This window comes from Citricoccus muralis (assembly GCF_029637705.1).
GTDB lineage: Bacteria > Actinomycetota > Actinomycetes > Actinomycetales > Micrococcaceae > CmP2.
The window spans coordinates 2275960-2295290 of the sequence record NZ_CP121252.1 but is presented as its reverse complement, the minus strand read 5'-3'; the positions used below and the strand labels follow the sequence as shown (position 1 = coordinate 2295290).

Sequence of the window (19331 nt, the reverse complement as noted above, 5' to 3'; positions counted from 1 at the left end):
TATCCTGGTGAGCATGTGTGGAATCGTTGGATACGTTGGAAATCCTGCCCTCGATCGTGATCACTCGGCGATCGACGTCCTGATGGCGGGCCTGCGCCGCCTGGAATACCGCGGTTATGACTCCGCAGGTGTCGCCGTGGTGGCCGAAGACGGCGTGGAGTCGCGCAAGAAGGCAGGCAAACTCGTCAACCTGAGCGAGGAGCTGGACGCGAACCCGCTGGGCGCCTCGACGATCGGGATTGGCCACACCCGCTGGGCCACCCACGGCGGACCCACCGATCAGAACGCCCACCCGCACCTGGCCGACCATGACCAGCTGTCGGTGATCCACAACGGCATCATCGAGAACTTCGCGGTGCTCAAGCAGGAGCTCGCCGCCGACGGCGTGACCTTCCGTTCGGAGACCGACACCGAAGTAGCCGCCGCGCTGCTCGGCAAGATCTACCGGGGCGAGGCAGAGGGTGACCTGACCCGCGCCATGCAACTGACTAGCCAGCGCCTCGAGGGTGCCTTCACCTTGCTCGCGGTGCACGCCGATGACCCGAACCGCGTGGTGGCCTCGCGTCGCAACTCCCCGCTGGTGGTCGGCCTGGGCGAGAACGAGAACTTCCTGGGCTCCGACGTCGCTGCGTTCATCGACTACACGAAGAACGCCATCGAGCTGGAACAGGACCAGGTGGTGACCATCACCGCCGACGGCGTGGAGATCACCGATTTCTACGGCAACCCTGCCCAAGGCAAGCCTTACACCGTGGACTGGGATGCTTCCGCTGCCGAGAAGGGCGGCTACGACACCTTCATGGAGAAGGAAATCAACGAGCAGCCCTCCGCCGTGGCCGACACCTTGCTGGGTCGCACCGACGCCGCCGGCCGCCTGGTGCTGGACGAACTGCGTATCTCTGAGGACGAACTGCGCGGAGTGAACAAGATCATCGTGCTCGCGGCTGGAACGTCTGCGTATGCGGGCACCGTGGCCAAGTACGCCATCGAGCACTGGTGCCGGATTCCGGTGGAAGTCGAGCTCTCCCACGAGTTCCGCTACCGCGACCCGATCATCGACCCGAACACCCTGGTGGTGTCCATCTCTCAGTCCGGCGAGACCATGGATACCCTGATGGCGGTGCGTTACGCCCGCGAGCAGGGCGCGCGCACCATCGCCATCTGCAACACCAATGGATCCACCATTCCGCGCGAATCCGACGCCGTGCTGTACACGCACGCCGGCCCGGAGATCGCGGTGGCTTCGACGAAAGCGTTCCTGGCGCAGATCACCGCCGCCTACCTGCTGGGCCTCTACCTGGCTCAGCTGCAGCGCAAGCTGTTCACCCAGCAGATCCGCGACATCCTGGGCGCGCTGAGCGAGATCCCCGCGAAGATTCAGCAGGTGCTGGAGACGTCCGACGACGTCAAGGAACTGGCCCGCAACATGAAGGACACCACCTCGGTGCTGTTCCTGGGCCGCAACATCGGCTACCCGGTGGCCCTCGAGGGGGCGCTGAAACTGAAGGAGCTGGCGTACATTCACGCCGAGGGCTTCGCCGCCGGCGAGCTCAAGCACGGTCCGATTGCGCTGATCGACGAGGGCCAGCCGGTGTTCGTCGTCGTGCCCTCACCGATGGACCGCCACTCGCTGCACGCTAAGGTCGTCTCCAACATCCAGGAGGTGCGCGCCCGCGGCGCCAAGACCGTGGTGGTGGCCGAGGCTGGCGATGAAGCGGTACGTGACTACGCCGAGCAGGTCTTCTACGTTCCAGAGACGCTGCCGATGCTGATGCCGCTGCTGACCACCGTGCCGCTGCAGATCTTCGCCCTGGAACTGGCCTCGGCCAAGGGATACGACGTCGATCAGCCGCGCAACCTGGCGAAGTCTGTCACGGTCGAGTGAGCGTCGAGCCGTTGGTGCTCAGCGCCGGGCTGCCCTACCCACTGGGCGCCACTCCCGATAGCCAGGGCACCAACTTTGCCCTGGCTGTCGGCGAACATGCCGAGCTGGTTGAGCTGTGCCTGCTCGAGCCCGACGAAGCCGAACCAGCAGGATTCCGGGAGACTCGAATCCCACTCACCGAGCACTCCGGCAGCACCTGGCACGTTCATGTGGCCGGGGTGGGCGCCGGAGCCCGATACGGGTACCGGGTGCACGGTCCCTGGGAACCAGCGGCGGGGCTGCGGTTCAATGCCGCCCAGATGCTGTTGGACCCCTACGCCAAGGCACTGTCCGGGGAGATCGCCTGGGGCCAGCCCATGTTCGCCTACACCTTCGGCTCCCCGGCCGAACGCAACGACGAGGACTCGCTGGCAGCCGGCATGGTCTGCGTCGTCGTCGATGATGATTTTGACTGGGGCGAGGCCGAAGACCGGCGCCCGCGCACTCCGTTCACCGAAACGGTGATTTACGAGGCCCACGTGAAGGGCATGACCGCGTTACACCCGGAGATTCCGGAAACCCAGCGCGGCACGTACGCCGGGCTGGCGCACCCGGTGATGATCGAGCACTTCCGGCGTCTCGGAGTCACTGCCATTGAGCTGATGCCGGTGCACCAGTTCACCAACGACTCCCATCTGCAGGAGAAGGGGCTGTCGAACTACTGGGGGTACAACACGCTGGGCTATTTCGCTCCGCAAAATACCTACGCTTCCGGCGGGGATGCCGGCGAGCAGGTCACCGAGTTCAAGCAGATGGTCGCGGACCTGCATGCCGCCGGTTTCGAGGTGATTCTCGACGTCGTCTACAACCACACCGCCGAGGGTAACCACTTGGGTCCCACCCTGAGCTTCCGCGGCCTGGACAACCTGAACTACTACCACCTAGTGCCCGATGACGAAGCCCACTACATGGACTACACCGGCACCGGGAACTCGCTGGATCTCTCGCATCCGATGGTGCTGCAACTGGTGATGGACTCGCTGCGGTACTGGGTGCAGGTGATGCACGTGGACGGTTTCCGGTTCGACTTGGCCACCACGCTCACCCGCTCCGAGGGCGGCGCCGGGCCCGATATGTACTCCTCATTCTTCGACGTCGTGCGCCAAGATCCCGTGTTGCGCACCGTCAAGCTGATCGCCGAGCCCTGGGATGTGGGTCCGGGCGGCTACCAGGTAGGGAATTTCCCGGGGCTGTGGAGCGAATGGAACGGTAAGTATCGTGATTCTGTGCGTGATTTCTGGCGCGGGGAGCCCGGCACGCTGGCCGAGTTCGCCACCCGCATCACCGGATCGGCCGATCTCTACCAGGACGACAATCGCACCCCGCGCGCTTCGGTCAACTTCGTCACCGTCCACGACGGCTTCACCCTGCGCGACCTGGTGTCCTACAACGAGAAGCACAACAGTGCCAATGGGGAAGACAATAACGACGGCGAAACCCACAACCGCTCCTGGAACTGCGGGGAAGAGGGGCCCAGCGAAGACCCGGAGATCCTGCGGCTGCGGGCTGCGCAACAGCGGAATTTCTTGACCACTCTGCTGCTCAGCCAGGGGGTGCCCCTGCTCTCCCACGGCGATGAGCTCGGGCGCAGCCAGCGCGGCAACAACAACGTGTACTGCCAGGACAACGAACTCTCCTGGATCGACTGGTCCAGCGTGGATGAGGAGCTGGTGGACTTTACCGCCGCGCTGATCAGCCTGCGTCATGAGCACCCGGTGTTTCGGCGTCGCCGCTTCTTTGACGGCCGCCCGGCCGCGCGGGAGGACACCGACCGGTTGCCCGATATTGTTTGGCTGGAACCGGATGCGACGGCGAAGGACGAATCCGACTGGGATTCCTACCATGCGCTGTCGATCGCGTTCTTCTTGAACTCCCAGCACCTGCCGGCGTCAGGCCGCCACGGTGCCGAAACCCCGGAGTACGGGTTCTACATCCTGTTCAACGCCTACTGGGAGACCGTGGACTACACCCTGCCCGGCACCCCGTTCCCGGACCAGTGGGAGGTCGTCGTCGATACCGCGTCCGCGTTGGACCAGCAGACCTTCACCGCGGGCCAGACGGTGACCGTGCCCGGTCGCGGTGCGGTGGTCATGCGGTCGTCACAGCCCATCCCCGTGTCCGAGAAGAGCGGATAGGATAGAGCCCATGATTATCGGTATTGGGATCGACCTGGTGCAGGTTTCGCGTTTCGAAAACCAGCTGACGAAGGCTCCGGCCTTGCGTGAGCGGCTCTTCACGCCCGCCGAACGCGAGCTCAACATCCGATCTCTCGCCGCCCGTTTCGCCGCCAAGGAAGCGGTGGCCAAGGCTCTCTCGGCGCCGGCGGGCATGAACTGGCAGCACTGCCAGATCACTGTGGACGCCGCCGGGGCACCCCATGTGGTGCTCACCGGCACCGTGGCCGATATTGCCGCCGCCAAGGGCGTACGCCGCTGGCACCTCTCGCTCAGTCACGACGGCGACTGGGCCACCGCCATGGTGGTCGGCGAAGACTGACCGTGCGCTGGGCGTACACTGCGGAGCAGATCCGGGCTGCCGAACAGCCCTTGCTCGCTGCGGGTGAGCCGCTTATGCGCCGTGCGGCCTACGGGCTCGCTCAGCAGATTCTGCGCCTGCTACGTGCCCGTCATTCCCGGGTGTCTGGGGCTACGGTTGCTGCGCTCGTGGGCAAGGGGAATAACGGCGGGGACGCACTGTGGGCCCTGGCCTTCCTGCGACGCCGCGGTGTCCATGCCGTGGCGATCCCCGTGGGCGCGGACCACGGGGCCGCTATCACTGCCGCAGATCTCCACGCCGAGGGCCGGGACGCCCTGTTGCAAGCAGGCGGGAGCATGGCGACTCACGTCCCCGAGGACACCGCCGTCGTGGTGGACGCGATTTTTGGCACCGGGTTTCGGGGCTCGGCCGATGTGCCGACAATGCTACGGGACGCTGGGGTGACCGTGCCCGAACATGCCGTGGTGGTCGCCTGTGATGTGCCGTCGGGGCTGAACGCGAGCACCGGCGAGATTCCCGGGGTAGTATTGCCCGCCGATCTGACGGTGACCTTCGGTGGGCTCAAGACCGGACTGCTGCTCGGTGAGGGGCCTCGCGTTGCCGGGCGGGTGGAGCTGATCGACGTGGGACTGGAACCCCTTCTTGGAGAAACCCCTACCGACCAGATGGTAGGTGTCTTCGAGAAAGATACCTCAGCTCCGGTGGGAGCGGTGTTTGCGCCGCCGGTGTGGGACGCACACAAATACTCCCGCGGGGTGATCGCCATCAGTGCCGGTTCGCCCCAATATCCGGGGGCCGCGGTGCTGACGGTCGCCGCCGCAGTGGCCACCGGGGTCGGCATGGTGCGCTGGGTCGGCGTGACTGGCGATGATGGCGATGACGACTCTGACACGGTGTCTGCCGGTGTGGTGGCAGCGCACCCGGAGGTGATCGCCGGGCACGAGGCGGATGGACGCGCCGATGCCTGGGTGCTCGGCCCCGGCTGGGGCACCGGTGAGAACGTGCACGCCCGATATCGGCAGGTGCTGGACCTGGCGGGACAACGCGGCACCCCGGTGGTGTTGGATGCCTCGGCGCTGGAGCTCATCAACAACGACGACGTCGCGCGGTTTGCCGAAATTCGGCGTGCCGGGGGAGCCGTGGTGCTCACTCCGCACGCTGGGGAACTGGGCCGCCTCGAAGAACGGCTGCTCACCGAACCCGGTGCCGATGACAGCCACGGCCGCGTTGACGCTGTCGAACTGTGGCGCGCCCGGCGAATGGCGGCACATGTGGGTGCCCACGTGCTGTTGAAAGGCCCGACCACGGTGATCGCCGCACCCGACGGTCAAGCCCGCCTTGATACCACCGGGGGCCCGGAGCTGGCCACCGCGGGCTCGGGAGATACCCTCGCCGGGCTGGTTGGCTCCGCCCTGGGTCGGACCCTGCCGAAGACCGGGAGCGGGACGCTGGACACGCTGGATAAGATCGCCGCGGCGGTGCGATTGCACGCCCTGGCCGGGCGACGCGCACAACAATACGGACCCTTCGGTGCCTCTGCGCTGGCACCGGCGGTGCGTGAGGTGCTGGCAGAAGTGGGAGAATGACTGCGATATGAGTGCTGAAACTTCCTCCTCGTCGTCCCCGACGTCCGCATCCCACGGCCCGGCCGAGCGTGCCGCCGTCATCGATCACGCCGCCCTGGCCCACAACGTGAACACGGTGCGCTCCTGGGCGCAGCCCGCACAGGTGATGGCGGTGGTCAAAGCGGATGCCTACGGGCACGGGATGATCGAATGTGCCCGCACGGCGGTGGCCGCCGGCGCGACCTGGCTGGGCGTGGCCCACGTGTCCGAAGCGTTGCAGCTGCGCGAGGCCGGGCTGACCACTCCCACCCTGGCTTGGCTGCACACCTCCGGCACCCCATTCGGCCGTGCCGTCGAAGAGGGTATTGATCTGGGTGTCTCTGGATGGGAACTCGACGCCATTGCCGAGGCTGCGCGGCGCCTGGAGCGTCCGGCTCGGGTGCACCTGAAGATCGACACCGGGCTGGGTCGTAACGGCTGCCCGCCGGAGGAATGGGACGCCCTGTGCGCCCGCGCCGCCGAACTGCAGCGCCCCGGACTGATCCGCGTCGTCGGAGTTTTTTCGCATCTGGCGGTAGCCGATGAGCCCGAGCGTGAACACGAAGTTGATGCCGCGCTGAATCGTTTCCACGACGCCGTCGCTTTGGCCCGCTCGCACGGCCTGGACCCGGATCTGCGGCACCTGGCCAACACTCCGGCTACGCTGGCCCGGCCCGACACCCATCTGGACATGGTGCGCTTCGGGGTGGGCATGTACGGGCTGAGCCCCTTCGCCGGGGAGGGCCCCGAGACCTTCAACCTGCGCCCGGTGATGTCGTTGACCACCACGCTGGCTGCCAACAAGCTCGTGCCCGCCAACCAGGGGGTCTCCTACGGGTACCGTTACCGCACCGGTGCCGCCACCCGGCTCGGGCTGGTGCCGTTGGGTTATGCCGACGGTGTGCCGCGCACCGCCGATGAGGCTCCCGTGTGGATCGACGGTCGTACCTATCGGGTGTCCGGGCGGATCGCCATGGACCAGTTCATGGTGGACCTGCACACCGAAGAGCAGGAGATCCAGGTCGGCGCGCCCGTCGAGCTCTTCGGCCCGCGCTCCGGGATTCTGGCCAGCGAATGGGCGGATGCCGCCGGCACCATCAATTACGAGATCGTCACCCGCGTCGGGGCGCGGGTGCCCCGGATTCATGTGAACCGCGAGGCCGCCCGCCGCGGCGCGGAGGAGAAGAAATGACGGCGGAACTCACCGGCGAACATCGGGTCGAGCTGGTCGATCTGGACGCCACCGCCCGTTTCGCACGTACCCTGGCGGGCCAGCTGCGCGGCGGCGACGTGCTGATCCTCACCGGTGAGCTCGGCGCCGGCAAAACCACGTTCACCCAGTCGCTGGGGGCCGCACTCGGTATTACCGATCCCATCACCTCACCCACCTTCGTTATCGCCCGGCACCACCGCAACGCCAGCGTCGATTCGGATGGCGCACCCCGTCCGGACCTGGTCCACGTGGACGCCTACCGGCTGGAGTCCGCCGACGCTCTGACCAGCCTCGACCTGGAGTCCACGCTGGCCGACTCCGTCACGGTGATCGAATGGGGCCGCGACCTCGCCGAGCACCTGGCCGGAGACGCCGGCTGGCTCGACCTCGAGCTGCATCGCGCCCCCGGCAGCGCTGAACCCACGGGCCCCACCGTCGAAGGGGAATGGGTCACGGATTTCGAAGACGACGTCGAAGAACCGCGCACCGGCGTGCTGCGAACGTTCGGCTCCCGCTTCACCGGGCTCAACCTCGTAGACTGATCCCCATGCCTAGCACCGCAACACCCGGGGACCGAGACCCCCTGATCCTTGCCGTGGATTCCTCCGCCACCGCCTCCGCTGCCCTGATCCACCAGGGCACCGTGCTCGCTGCCGCTGAGACCGAATCCACTCACCACCACGCCGAAGTGCTCACCCCCTTGGTGAACCGGGTACTTGCCGAGGCCGGCGTAGCATCGGGCCCCGATCAGCGGCTCACCCACCTCGCGGTCGGCGTCGGCCCCGGACCCTTCACCGGGTTGCGCGCCGGCATCGTCACCGCACAGAGCCTGGGCTTCGTCTGGGACACCCCGGTGCTCGGCGTCATGAGTCTTGACGCCCTGGCTTACCGCGCGGCCGAGGATGCCTGGCGGCGCGGGGCCGAAGAATTCATCGTGGCGACCGACGCCCGCCGTCGTGAAGTGTACTGGGCGCACTACTCCACCGTGGGCGGGCAGTTCCAACGCCTGCACGGGCCCTTCGTCACCGCGCCGGGCGACGTCACCGAGCTACCCGTGTACGGGGCGGGCGCCGGGCTCTACCCCGAACAGCTGCACGTTGTCGAGGGGTTCGACCACACCGTTCCGCACGCCGGCGACCTCGGCCTGGTGGCCGAGCTGGGCCTACGCCGCGGCCGCGGACTGGTAGCACCCGAACCGCAGTACCTGCGCGAATCCGACGCCACCATCCCCACACACCTGGCCCGGCGGGACGGCTGAATCGGCGCCGGACATGACTGATCTCCCCGACACCCACACCGCTGACAGCCCCGAGCTCCCCGAGGGCTTCCGGCTGCGCCGTCTGCACGCCGACGACGTCGACACCCTGCTGGTTCTGGAACGCACCCTGTTCCCGGAAGACGCCTGGCCGGAGCAGTTTTTTCTCGAGGAGCTGGAGCAGGCCGGACCGGCGGAGCAGGGCGGCACCCGCGACTACCGGGTGCTGGAACGCCGCGCTCCGACCGAAACCAACAATCCTGCGCACGATCAGCAGTGGAGCATCGTCGGCTACGCCGGACTGATGAGTGTGCCCCCGCTGGCCGATGTGCAAACCATCGGGGTGCACCCGGACTACGAGGGGCTCGGACTCGGCTCGGCCCTGCTGCGCTGGATGGTGGCGGAGGCCGGGCGGCGCGGTGCCGAAGACCTGCTGCTGGAGGTGCGTGCCGACAACCACCGGGCCCAACGCCTCTACGCTCGCCACGGATTCGATCATATTCACACCCGCAGCGGCTACTATCCGCAGGGCATAGACGCGAAGATCATGCGCCGTCACCTGCATACCGGACCATGCCGGTGGGACTGAGAGGACAACGATGAACCAGAGACACACCCCCGTGGTACTCGGAATCGAGACCTCCTGCGACGAGACCGGGGTCGGCGTGGTGGCCGGCACCCGGTTGCTCGCCCATCAGGTGGCCTCGTCCATGGAACAACACGTGGCCTTCGGCGGGGTGATTCCGGAAATCGCGGCCCGCGCCCACGTCACCGAATTCATCCCCACCGTGCGCGCCGCCCTGGATGAGGCCGGGCTGAGTCTCGACGACGTCGACGCGCTCGCGGTCACCGCTGGGCCCGGGCTGGCGGGCGCCCTGATGGTCGGGGTGTCCGGAGCCAAGGCGCTCGCCTCCGCTGCCGGGAAACCGCTGTATGGCATCAACCATCTGGTCGCCCATGTCGGGGTCGGGTTCCTGGATGAAGCCCTCACCGCAGCCGGGCCCAAAGAGGGCAAGCAGAGTCCCGCCGAAGCCGAGCGCGCCGGCACCCTCGGCGCGCTGCTGGTGTCCGGCGGTCACACCGAGATCCTTAAAGTGCGCTCGCTGACCCACGACGTCGAACTGCTGGGATCCACCATCGACGATGCTGCTGGAGAAGCCTACGACAAGGTGGCCCGGCTGATCGGCGCCGGTTATCCGGGCGGCCCCGTCATCGACCGCCTCGCCCGGGAAGGCGACCCGAAGGCGTTCCGGTTCCCTCGCGGGCTCAGCGCCCCGAAATTCGTGGGCACCGCGGAAGAACCCGGCCCGCGCCGACATGACTGGTCATTCTCCGGGTTGAAAACCGCCGTGGCCCGCGCCACCGAACAGTTCACCTCTCGCGGGGCGGACGTGCCGGTGGCCGACGTGGCCGCCTCGTTCCAAGAGGCGGTGGCCGATGTCATCACCGCCAAAGCGGTGCGCGCCTGCCAGGAACACGGCATCACCCACCTGTTGTTGGGCGGAGGAGTGGCCGCGAATTCCCGGCTGCGCGAACTACTCGGGGCCCGCTGCGCCTCGGCCGGGATCACCCTCACGGTGCCGCCGCCGTCGCTGTGCACCGATAACGGTGCGATGGTCGCGGCCCTGGGCGCCCAACTCGTCGCCGCCGGGGTGGCCCCCTCGGACCCGTCGTTCTCCGCGGATCCCTCGCAGCCGGTCACCCTCGTCAGCGTCTGAACCGAGGCTGCGGGGCTAGTTGTTCCACTCCAGCACGGAGGTGTGGGTGCGGCGCGAGGCGTCCCGTACCACCTCGACCAACGCCGGATCCGCCGCAACCTGGCCACCAGACACCGGAACACCACCGGCGCGCGCCGCCACCTGGCGCTGATGCGCAGCCGTGCCGCCCTGCTCGATGATCCGGCGCACCCACCCCAGCTCCTCGACGCAGCCCAGCTGCTCGGCCACCGGGGTCAGTCGCTCGATCTCGGCGTCCAGATGCTCGGTCACTAAGAGCTCGTCACCGTCACCGTTGACAATGATGATGGCGTCGAGCCCATACCGGGCGGCCCGCCACTTGTTCTCCTGCACGTACCAGGGCGCCATGATCTCCACCGGCGCGCCGTTCTCGGTGGCGTCATGCACCAGGCATTGGGTCAGCGCGGCCACCGCCCCGATCTCCTCCAGCGTGGACATCCCGTCGCACACCCGCATCTCCACCGTGCCCAACCGCGGAACCGCGCGCAGGTCCCAGCGGCACTCCGAGACGTCGTCGATCACGCCCGTATGTGTCAGATCCGCCACGCACTGCTCAAACCCGGACCACTGCTCGAACTGGAACGGCAGCCCCGAGGTCGGCAACTGCTGGAACATCAGGGTGCGCTGCGACTGGTATCCGGTATCCGCGCCCTCCCAAAATGGGCTCGACGCCGAGAGCGCCAGCAGGTGCGGAGAGTAATTGACCAACTGGTTGACCGCGGCCATCGCCCGGTCCCGCTGCGCCACCCCGACGTGCACGTGCACCCCGTAGATCACCATCTGCCGGCCCCACCACTGGGTGCGGTCCAGCATTTTCCCGTAGCGGTCAGCCGAAGAGACCGGCTCGTACAGGGCCTCGGCGAACGGGTGAGAACCCTGGCTGTAGAGATGTGCCCCGTGGCGCTGCGCCACCGGAATCACTCGCTGCGCCGTCGACGCCAGCTGGTCCAGTCCCTCGCTGACGGTGGAACACACCCCGGTCACCAACTCCACCGTGTTCATCAGATATTCGCCGGTGACATGCCCGACGACGATGCGGTCGGCCTCCGGGGTTGAATTCAGTGCGGCGATCACCTGCTCCGCCACCGGCTGCAGTTCACCGGTGTCGGGATCCACGAGCGCCAGCTCCCATTCCAGGCCCAGCGTGGAGGCGGGCGATGAGGCGAAGGTCAGGGACATGGTCGCTCCTGGGGTGCGGGGTGCTCTCGGATTCTTCAGGTCATCCTACTGGCCTCACACACCGGGCAAGCACACGTCATCTTCGGGACCCCAAGTGTGTGGTGTTGAACACATTGTGACTGTGGTCGCGGGGAGATTCCGTAGTCCGAGGTGCGTGTAATGCTGAGATCAGCCTCGATTAATAGGCGGTTCACCTCTAGACTATTTCGTGTTAGGTTTACCTTGGCTAACACGGGCTGGTCGTCATAGCTGGCTTTAGACCGCGCGAACACTGAAGAAATCTGACGTTCATACCGAACACTCTTGGGAGATACATGATGAAGAAGATGAGTCGCACTCGGCTCGGAGTGATGGCATTCGTCACCGCCGCCGCACTCGGCCTGACCGCCTGCGGCGGCGACGCTTCCGGCGATGGCGCCGGTGACGCCGAAGCGACCACCGCCGAGTCCGCAGCCGCCGAAGGTGGCGAAGCCGCCAGCGACGTGACCGATATGTCCGGGAACACCGTCGAGCTTCCTGCCGACCCGCAGTCGATCGTTGCCACCGACAACCGCATCTTCGGCACCCTGGCCGACTGGGGTGTCGAGCTGACCGCAGCTCCCGTGGACCTGATGCCCGAGAACGACCAACTGGCTGCTTACCACGAGAACTCCGACATCGTGAACCTCGGCAACCACCGCGAGCCCGACATGGAAGGTGTCGTGGCGGTGGAGCCCGACCTGATCCTCAACGGTCAGCGCTTCACCCAGTACGCCGAAGATCTCCAGGAACTGGCACCGGATGCGGCCTTCGTGGACACCAACATCGACATCGAGGCCAACCCGCTCGACGAGCAGCTGCGCGAACTCACCACGCTGTTGGGCGAGGTCTTCGGTCAGCAGGACTCCGCCGAGCAGCTCATCGCCGACTTCGATGAATCCATCGAGCGCGCTCAGGCTGCCTACAACGAGGAGTGGACCGTGGCCGGTCTGATCACTTCCGGCGGTGACATCAACTACTCCGCACCGAGCACCGGCCGCGCTGTTGGCCCCGTGTTTGACGTACTGGACCTGACCCCGGCGCTGGAGCAGGATGGCTCGACCAACCACCAGGGCGATGATATCTCCGTGGAAGCTATCGCTGACGCCAACCCCGAATGGCTGATCGTGCTGGACCGCGACGCCGGCACCGGTGACGCCCAGGCCAACTCCGCTGAGGAACTGCTCGAAGAGTCTGAGGCCCTGCAGAACGTTCCGGCCATCCAGGAAGGCAATATCGTCTACCTGAACCCGGACTTCTACACCGCTGAGGATATCCAGCACTACACCGAGCTGTTCAATGATCTGGCGGACGCCTTCGAGACGGCCAGCTGATCGCTGAGCTGAGCTAATAACCCACGCGGTTGGTCCACCGGCCGGAAGCGGGAAACTGCTTCCGGTCGGTGATTGCGTGCCGGGGGAGACACACCATGAGGGGCATGAGATGAGTGCGACCATTGACGACGAGGCCGCAGTCGAGCGCGCTTCCGTCCCGCTAGGGGCGGAGAAGGATCCGCCGAGTGAGCTGGCAGAGCGAAAGTCCCTGTGGTCGCAGGCGTGGCCCCTACTGATCGGTGTGGTGATCACCGGCGGGCTCGTGTACCTCTCGTTGCACATCGGCGTTTTTGATATTGCTGGCCACGAAGATGGTCAGGAGATGTTCTTCATCACCCGCGTTCCCCGCACCATCGCCCTGGTCTTGGCCGGTGCGGCCATGGCCATGTGCGGGCTGGTGATGCAGCTGATGACGCAGAACCGGTTCGTGGAGCCCTCGACCACGGGCACCACCGAGTGGGCCGGGCTGGGACTATTGCTCACGATGATCCTGCTGCCGAACCCTTCAATTTTCGTGCGGATGGTCGGCGCCATCATCTTCGCCTTCATCGGCACCGTGGTCTTCTTCCTCTTCTTGCGCCGGGTGACCCTGAAATCCTCACTGATCGTCCCGCTGATTGGCATCATGCTTGGTGCGGTGATCGGATCCGTCTCCACCTTCCTGGCGCTCCAGACCGACATGCTCCAGCAGCTGGGCATCTGGTTCGCCGGCTCCTTCACGGGGGTGGTGCGCGGCCGGTACGAACTGTTGTGGATCGTCGCGATCGTCACCGTGCTCGTGTTCATCATCGCCGACCGGTTCACCGTGGCCGGGCTCGGCAAGGAGGTCGCCACCAACGTCGGGCTGAACTACAATGCGGTCATCTTCACCGGCGTGTCCATGGTCGCCATCGTCTCCGGCGTCGTGACCGTGGTGATTGGCGCTCTGCCCTTCCTCGGGCTCATCGTGCCCAACATCGTCTCGCTGTTCCGCGGCGACAACCTACGCTCCAATCTGCCCTGGGTCTGTCTGGTGGGCATCTGCATCGTCACCGTCTGCGACATCATCGGTCGCACCATCATCATGCCCTTCGAGATTCCGGTTTCATTGATCCTGGGGGTGCTGGGCGCCACCGTCTTCGTGATCCTGCTCGTCAGGAGGCGCCGTCATGTCTGATGTTCTGAAGCCTGCGGAGTCCACCTTCGAACTGGACTCCTTGCGCGGCGCTGGCGAGGCGACCTCCACATCGGCCCGACGGACCGGCGCCTTCATGGATGCCAGGCACCGCCGCCGGTACATTCTGATCATGACCGGCCTGAGCATTGCCGCAGTGGCGATTACCTTCGGTTTCCTCGCTTACGACAATCCGATGGACTTCGGTACGCCGGGCTTCTGGAAGATTGCCGAGATGCGGGCCACCAACCTCATCGTGATGATCATCGTGATCGCGTGTCAGTCCTTCGCCACCGTGTCCTTCCAGACAGCCACCTCCAACCGGATCATCACCCCGTCGATCATGGGTTTTGAGTCCCTGTACCTGGCCGTGAATACCGCGGTCATCTTCTTCTTCGGTGCAGGCGGGGTCACCATGGTGCTGGGCGTGGGAGCCTACCTCGGACAGATTCTGCTGATGATCGGCTTTGCCGCCGCACTGTATGGTTGGCTACTTTCGGGCCGGTTCAGCAATATCCACATTATGTTGCTCGTCGGCGTGGTGATCGGCGGCGGTCTGGGATCGATGTCTACTTTCATGCAACGCATGCTCGACCCCAACGAGTTCGACGTGCTCTCGGCCCGGATGTTTGGCAATATCTCCAACGCCTCCAGCGAATACTTGCCCTACGCCATCCCGATGGTCGTGGTGTGCTGTGTCATCCTGTGGCTGCGGGCACGGAAAATGAACGTCATCGCCCTGGGCCGCGACACCGCCAACAACCTGGGGCTGAACCACCGTCGCGAAGTGATGATCACCCTCCTGCTCGTTTCAATCCTCATGTCTGTGACGACCTCGCTGGTGGGTCCGATGACCTTCCTCGGCTTCCTCATCGCCACCCTGGCGTATACATTCACGGACTCCTACGACCACCGGCTCATCCTGCCCATGGCGTTCCTGCTGGGATACGTCATCTTGGCCGGGGCTTACTTCATTCTTCGCAACTTCTTCTACGCTCAGGGAGCGGTCACCATCATCATCGAACTCATCGGTGGTCTGGTCTTCTTGATCGTGGTGATGAGAAAGGGACGACTGTGATCACTCTCGAGAATGTCTCGCGGCGCTACAGCGACTCCGTCACGATTGGACCCGTCGACGTCGAGATTCCGGCGGGCGGAATCACCGCGCTGGTGGGACCCAACGGTGCCGGAAAATCCACGATCCTCACGATGATCGGCCGCCTCCAGGAGGTCGACACCGGCAGTATCCAGGTGGCCGGTCTCGATGTCACCAAGGCTCGCAGCAAGGACGTGGCTAAGACGCTGGCGATCCTGCGTCAGGAGAACCACTTCGTCACCCGCCTCACTGTGCGCCAGCTGGTGGGCTTCGGCCGTTACCCGTACTCCAAGGGCCGCCTGACGCCGGAATGTGAGCATCAGATCGATCTTGCCTTGGGGTTCCTGGAGCTCACTGATCTGCAGGATCGTTTCCTCGACCAGCTCTCTGGTGGGCAGCGCCAGCGGGCCTACGTCGCCATGGTGCTGGCTCAGGACACCGACTACATCCTGCTCGACGAGCCCCTGAACAACCTCGACATGAAGCACTCCGTGCGCATGATGAAGCAGTTGCGTCGCGCCGCCGATGAGTTGGGGCGCACCGTGGTCGTGGTGCTGCACGACATCAACTTCGCAGGTCGATATGCGGACCGCATCCTGGCGATGAAGAACGGTCAGGCGGTGCATTTCGGCACACCCGACGAGATCATGCGCGACGATGTGCTCAGCGGCATCTTCGAGACTGACGTCTCGGTGCGCGACGACGCCGGTCTCCCGCTGGCGGTCTACTTCTAGGACGGATTAGACCGGCTCGACCACTACGGCGAGCCGGTCTTCGCCCACACGAGTGAGAACCAGGGTTGCCGTGCGTGGAGCAGGCGTGGAGCCGCCGGACTTCTTCTGCTTCTTCTTCTGACCCGACATCAGCAGTCGGCGCAGTTCCTCGGGCACCACATCGACACCGCGTTTCTTGATGTCGAGTCGCGTCATCGACTGCTCCTGAACCCAGCGGCGCAGCCCCTTGACGCTGTATGGCAGCACGTCCAGCACCCGGTAGCCGGTAGCGAACGGCGTCGACACGGGTTCATCGGCGCAGAAATAGGCGATGTGTTCGTCCAACATTCGCCCGCCCACCGAACCGAAGGTATCGGCCACCAGCTGTCGGATGAGCCCGGAACGGATCACCGCGGAATCAGGTTCGTATAAGTACCCGGCGATGCCCTCGCGCCCGGAAATCGGCACCTCCGGGTCATCGTCGAAATCAGCGGCGCTGATCAGCTCGCTGGTGCTCCCTGCCGCATCGATCACCAATGCGCCGCGACGTACATCATCTCGACGCACGGCGTTGAACCACAGCACGGTTTCCAGGAGTGACCCATCCACCGAGATCCACTGCGCTTCTGCGGTCTCCGGAATGGCTGCATGGGGTAGGCCCGGGCCCAATTTGACCCCTACTGGGGCTCCGGTGTCGGCCAGGCGCTCCACGAAGGACAGGGGAGGCGAGAACGCCTCGGGATCGAAGATGCGCGTCGAGCCCCCGGTGGTGTCTGTGCTGGAGCCATCGAGCACTCGCCGTGCCGGATCCAACCAGTACGCCTCCGGGCGTGAGCTCTCGTCCAGCCCGTCGTGCCAGTCCAGCGCGTCGGCACAGATCACGGTGGCGTTCGGGAACGGCATGAGATTAATCGTGGCCGCCGCCGCAGTGGACTCGTCCATCTCGACCGCGGTGACATTCAGTTCCAGGGCGGCCATGGCTAGGGCGTCAGCGCCCAGTCCGCATCCGAGGTCTGCCACGGATGTCACCCCGGCGTCCTGGAATCGGTGAGCGTGCCGGGCCGCCACCGAGAGCCGGGTGGCTTGCTGTAAGCCGTCGTCGGTGAAGACCATGTGATCGGTGAACGGGCCGAATTTCTCGACCGCTCGGGACCGTAACCGCAACTGGGTGAGCACCGCGGCTACGGTTTCTGGGTCGTGTCCCTCGCCGCGTAACTGGGTGGACCAGCGTAGGGCGTCCGCGTCGCGGTAGGCGCGATGGTCGCCGAGCTCATCCGAGAGTCGCCGTAGTAGCTCCCACCCCTCGGGGCGCAATACGGGGGCAAGCGCCGAAGCGCCGGTGGTGGAGGAATCAGTCACCACTCCACGGTACCGCCGTCTGTAAGCCGCTTGGGTGAACGCAACACTGGCACTCACCTTGACCGAGTGCTAAGTCTCGGCTTAGAGTCGGATTAGCACTCGAGCATAGCGAGTGACAAAGCCTTGAAGGACTAGCCATCCGGCACCCGCGACGACGGTTGGCTCGCCCCCGGCGCACAACAGATTTATGGAACTACAGAAGGAGAGTGCGGACATGGCCGTCTCTATCAAGCCCCTCGAGGATCGCATTGTTGTCCGTCCGCTGGAAGCCGAGCAGACCACCGCTTCCGGTCTGGTCATCCCGGACACCGCCAAGGAGAAGCCCCAGGAGGGCACCGTGGTGGCAGTGGGCCCCGGCCGCGTGGCCGACAACGGTGAGCGCATCGCCGTCGACGTGAACGAGGGCGACGTGGTGCTGTTCTCGAAGTACGGCGGCACCGAGGTCAAGTACGGCGGCGAAGAGTACCTGGTGCTCTCCGCTCGCGACGTGCTGGCCGTCGTCACCAAGTGACTCAGCAGCGCTGATTAAGACCACCTGAGAGCGGGCCCGGTCGGCCACCGGCCGGCTGGGCCGCTCTACTTCAGACGTCAGAACAGATTTAGAGGAGTAACAACACATGGCAAAGCAGCTGTTGTTCAACGACGACGCTCGCCGTGCGCTACAGGCCGGTATCGACAAGCTCGCCGATACCGTCAAGGTCACCCTCGGCCCCAAGGGCCGCAACGTGGTGCTCGACAAGGCCTGGGGTGCACCCAACATCACCAACGACGGTGTGACCATCGCCCGCGACGTGGAGCTTGAGGACCCTTACGAGAACATGGGTGCTCAGCTGGCGAAGGAAGTCGCCACCAAGACCAACGACATCGCCGGTGACGGCACCACCACCGCCACCGTGCTGGCCCAGGCTCTCGTAAACGAGGGCATGCGTCTGGTGGCCGCCGGTGCGGCCCCGAACGAGGTCAAGAAGGGCATCGAGGTGGCCACCGCCGCCGTCGAGAAGCGCCTGCAGGAGAACGCCCGCGACGTCGAAGGCAAGAATGTGGCCCACGTGGCCGCAATTTCGGCTCAGTCCGACGAAGTCGGCGAGCTGCTGGCCCGCGCTTTCGACACTGTCGGCGCCGACGGCGTGATCACCATCGAAGAGTCCTCCACGACCTCCACCGAGCTGGAGATCACCGAGGGTATGCAGTTCGACAAGGGCTACCTCTCCCCGCACATGGTCACCGACGCCGAGCGTCAGGAAGCCGTGCTGGAGGATGCCTACATCCTGCTGAACTCCGGCAAGATTTCCAACGTTCAGGAGTTCCTGCCGCTGCTGGAGAAGATCCTGCAGGAGAAGAAGCCGCTGTTCATCATCGCCGAGGACGTCGAGGGCGAAGCCCTGTCCACCCTGGTGGTCAACAAGCTGCGCGGCACCCTGAACGCCGTGGCCGTGAAGGCTCCGGGCTTCGGTGACCGCCGCAAGGCCATGATGCAGGACATCGCGATCCTCACCGGCGCACAGGTGGTCTCCCCGGATCTGGGCATGAAGCTGGATCAGGTCGGCACCGAGGTGCTCGGCTCTGCTCGCCGTATCACCGTGACCAAGGACAACACCACGATCGTCGAGGGTGCAGGCTCCGCGGACGACGTGGAGGCACGCGTGGCACAGATCAAGGCTGAGATCGACGCCACCGACTCTGACTGGGACCGTGAGAAGCTCCAGGAGCGCCTGGCCAAGCTGGCCGGCGGCGTGGGCGTCATCAAGGTCGGCGCTGCCACCGAGGTGGAGCTCAAGGAGCGCAAGGCCCGCATCGAGGATGCCGTGAACTCCACCCGCGCTGCTCTGGAAGAGGGCATCGTGGCTGGCGGCGGTACCGCACTGATCAACGCCCTGTCCGTACTGGACGAGGATGCTGATGTGTCCGCGCTCTCTGGCGATGCGGCACACGGCGTCGACGTCGTCCGTAAGGCTCTGGTGCAGCCGCTGCGCTGGATCTCCCTGAACGCCGGCGAAGACGGCTCCGTCGTGGTCTCCAAGGTGGCCCAGCTGGAGCCCAACCACGGCTTCAACGCCAAGACCGGCGTCTACGGCGACCTGCTCGCCGACGGCGTCATCGACCCGGTGAAGGTCACCCGCTCTGCCCTGCAGAACGCCGCCTCCATCGCGGCTCTGGTGCTGACCACCGAGACCCTGGTGGCTGACAAGGTCGAGGATGAGGACGAAGACTGATCCCCGCTGATCACGTTGAATTCCAGGTGACCGATTCT

At 65.5% G+C, this 19331-nt stretch carries 17 protein-coding genes; 15 read left to right on the top strand and 2 right to left on the bottom strand.

Features of this window, described 5'->3' with window-relative positions:
* Positions 1 to 13: 13 nt before the first annotated feature.
* Genes glmS through tsaD form a run of 9 tightly spaced genes read left to right on the top strand, consistent with a single transcriptional unit; the run spans position 14 to position 10210 of the window.
* The gene (gene glmS, locus P8192_RS10430) at positions 14 to 1885 is read left to right on the top strand and encodes a glutamine--fructose-6-phosphate transaminase (isomerizing) (RefSeq protein WP_270104732.1); all 1872 of its coding nucleotides are present in this window, start codon (positions 14 to 16) and stop codon (positions 1883 to 1885) included.
* Positions 1882 to 4059 (top strand): glycogen debranching protein GlgX, encoded by a 2178-nt coding sequence (gene glgX / locus P8192_RS10425; protein WP_278156857.1) that lies wholly within the window; start codon positions 1882 to 1884, stop codon positions 4057 to 4059. The genes glmS and glgX overlap by 4 nt, the downstream gene beginning before the upstream one ends.
* A gap of 10 nt (positions 4060 to 4069) precedes the next feature.
* Positions 4070 to 4420: a holo-ACP synthase gene (locus P8192_RS10420; protein WP_270104734.1), complete on the top strand. Its 351-nt coding sequence runs from the start codon at positions 4070 to 4072 to the stop codon at positions 4418 to 4420.
* Positions 4421 to 4422: 2 nt separating this feature from the next.
* A complete protein-coding gene (locus P8192_RS10415; protein WP_278156855.1) occupies positions 4423 to 6006 on the top strand; it encodes an NAD(P)H-hydrate epimerase in 1584 nt (527 codons plus the stop codon).
* Positions 6007 to 6013: 7 nt separating this feature from the next.
* Positions 6014 to 7216, top strand: coding sequence for an alanine racemase (alr, locus tag P8192_RS10410; RefSeq protein WP_278156853.1), 1203 nt, complete (start codon positions 6014 to 6016; stop codon positions 7214 to 7216).
* A complete protein-coding gene (gene tsaE, locus P8192_RS10405; RefSeq protein WP_278156851.1) occupies positions 7213 to 7779 on the top strand; it encodes a tRNA (adenosine(37)-N6)-threonylcarbamoyltransferase complex ATPase subunit type 1 TsaE in 567 nt (188 codons plus the stop codon). The genes alr and tsaE overlap by 4 nt, the downstream gene beginning before the upstream one ends.
* Positions 7780 to 7784: 5 nt before the next feature.
* Positions 7785 to 8495 carry a tRNA (adenosine(37)-N6)-threonylcarbamoyltransferase complex dimerization subunit type 1 TsaB gene (gene tsaB / locus P8192_RS10400; protein WP_278156849.1) on the top strand — a complete coding sequence of 237 codons (711 nt, stop codon included), beginning with the start codon at positions 7785 to 7787 and terminating at the stop codon, positions 8493 to 8495.
* Positions 8496 to 8508: 13 nt separating this feature from the next.
* Positions 8509 to 9081 (top strand): GNAT family N-acetyltransferase, encoded by a 573-nt coding sequence (locus P8192_RS10395; protein WP_278156847.1) that lies wholly within the window; start codon positions 8509 to 8511, stop codon positions 9079 to 9081.
* A 10-nt stretch (positions 9082 to 9091) separates the two neighbouring features.
* Complete coding sequence (gene tsaD / locus P8192_RS10390; protein ID WP_278156845.1) at positions 9092 to 10210, top strand: tRNA (adenosine(37)-N6)-threonylcarbamoyltransferase complex transferase subunit TsaD; 1119 nt, start codon at positions 9092 to 9094, stop codon at positions 10208 to 10210.
* Between the two features lie 15 nt (positions 10211 to 10225).
* Here tsaD and P8192_RS10385 read toward each other — a convergent pair whose 3' ends face one another.
* Positions 10226 to 11407, bottom strand: a complete 1182-nt coding sequence (locus P8192_RS10385; RefSeq protein ID WP_278156843.1) for a glutamate--cysteine ligase — start codon at positions 11405 to 11407, stop codon at positions 10226 to 10228.
* 326 nt (positions 11408 to 11733) lie between these two features.
* Between P8192_RS10385 and P8192_RS10380 the strand changes: the two genes are divergently transcribed.
* The 4 genes from P8192_RS10380 to P8192_RS10365 all read left to right on the top strand — a co-directional run bounded on the left by P8192_RS10380 (position 11734) and on the right by P8192_RS10365 (position 15742).
* Positions 11734 to 12759, top strand: coding sequence for a siderophore ABC transporter substrate-binding protein (locus P8192_RS10380; protein ID WP_347403407.1), 1026 nt, complete (start codon positions 11734 to 11736; stop codon positions 12757 to 12759).
* A gap of 109 nt (positions 12760 to 12868) precedes the next feature.
* Positions 12869 to 13915 carry an ABC transporter permease gene (locus P8192_RS10375; RefSeq protein ID WP_278156841.1) on the top strand — a complete coding sequence of 349 codons (1047 nt, stop codon included), beginning with the start codon at positions 12869 to 12871 and terminating at the stop codon, positions 13913 to 13915.
* A complete protein-coding gene (locus P8192_RS10370) occupies positions 13908 to 14990 on the top strand; it encodes an iron chelate uptake ABC transporter family permease subunit (protein WP_270104744.1) in 1083 nt (360 codons plus the stop codon). The genes P8192_RS10375 and P8192_RS10370 overlap by 8 nt, the downstream gene beginning before the upstream one ends.
* Positions 14987 to 15742 carry an iron ABC transporter ATP-binding protein gene (locus P8192_RS10365; RefSeq protein ID WP_278156838.1) on the top strand — a complete coding sequence of 252 codons (756 nt, stop codon included), beginning with the start codon at positions 14987 to 14989 and terminating at the stop codon, positions 15740 to 15742. Before P8192_RS10370 ends, P8192_RS10365 begins: the two co-directional genes overlap by 4 nt.
* Before the next feature lie 6 nt (positions 15743 to 15748).
* On the opposite strand, the gene P8192_RS10360 is transcribed toward P8192_RS10365, so the two are convergent.
* A complete protein-coding gene (locus P8192_RS10360; RefSeq protein ID WP_278156836.1) occupies positions 15749 to 17080 on the bottom strand; it encodes a THUMP-like domain-containing protein in 1332 nt (443 codons plus the stop codon).
* A 214-nt stretch (positions 17081 to 17294) separates the two neighbouring features.
* On the opposite strand from P8192_RS10360, the gene groES reads away from it, so the two are divergent.
* Both groES and groL read left to right on the top strand, forming a co-directional pair.
* Positions 17295 to 17591, top strand: coding sequence for a co-chaperone GroES (groES, locus tag P8192_RS10355; protein ID WP_270104747.1), 297 nt, complete (start codon positions 17295 to 17297; stop codon positions 17589 to 17591).
* A gap of 106 nt (positions 17592 to 17697) precedes the next feature.
* On the top strand, positions 17698 to 19293 hold the full coding sequence (gene groL / locus P8192_RS10350) for a chaperonin GroEL (protein WP_270104748.1): 1596 nt from the start codon (positions 17698 to 17700) through the stop codon (positions 19291 to 19293).
* Positions 19294 to 19331 lie beyond the last annotated feature (38 nt).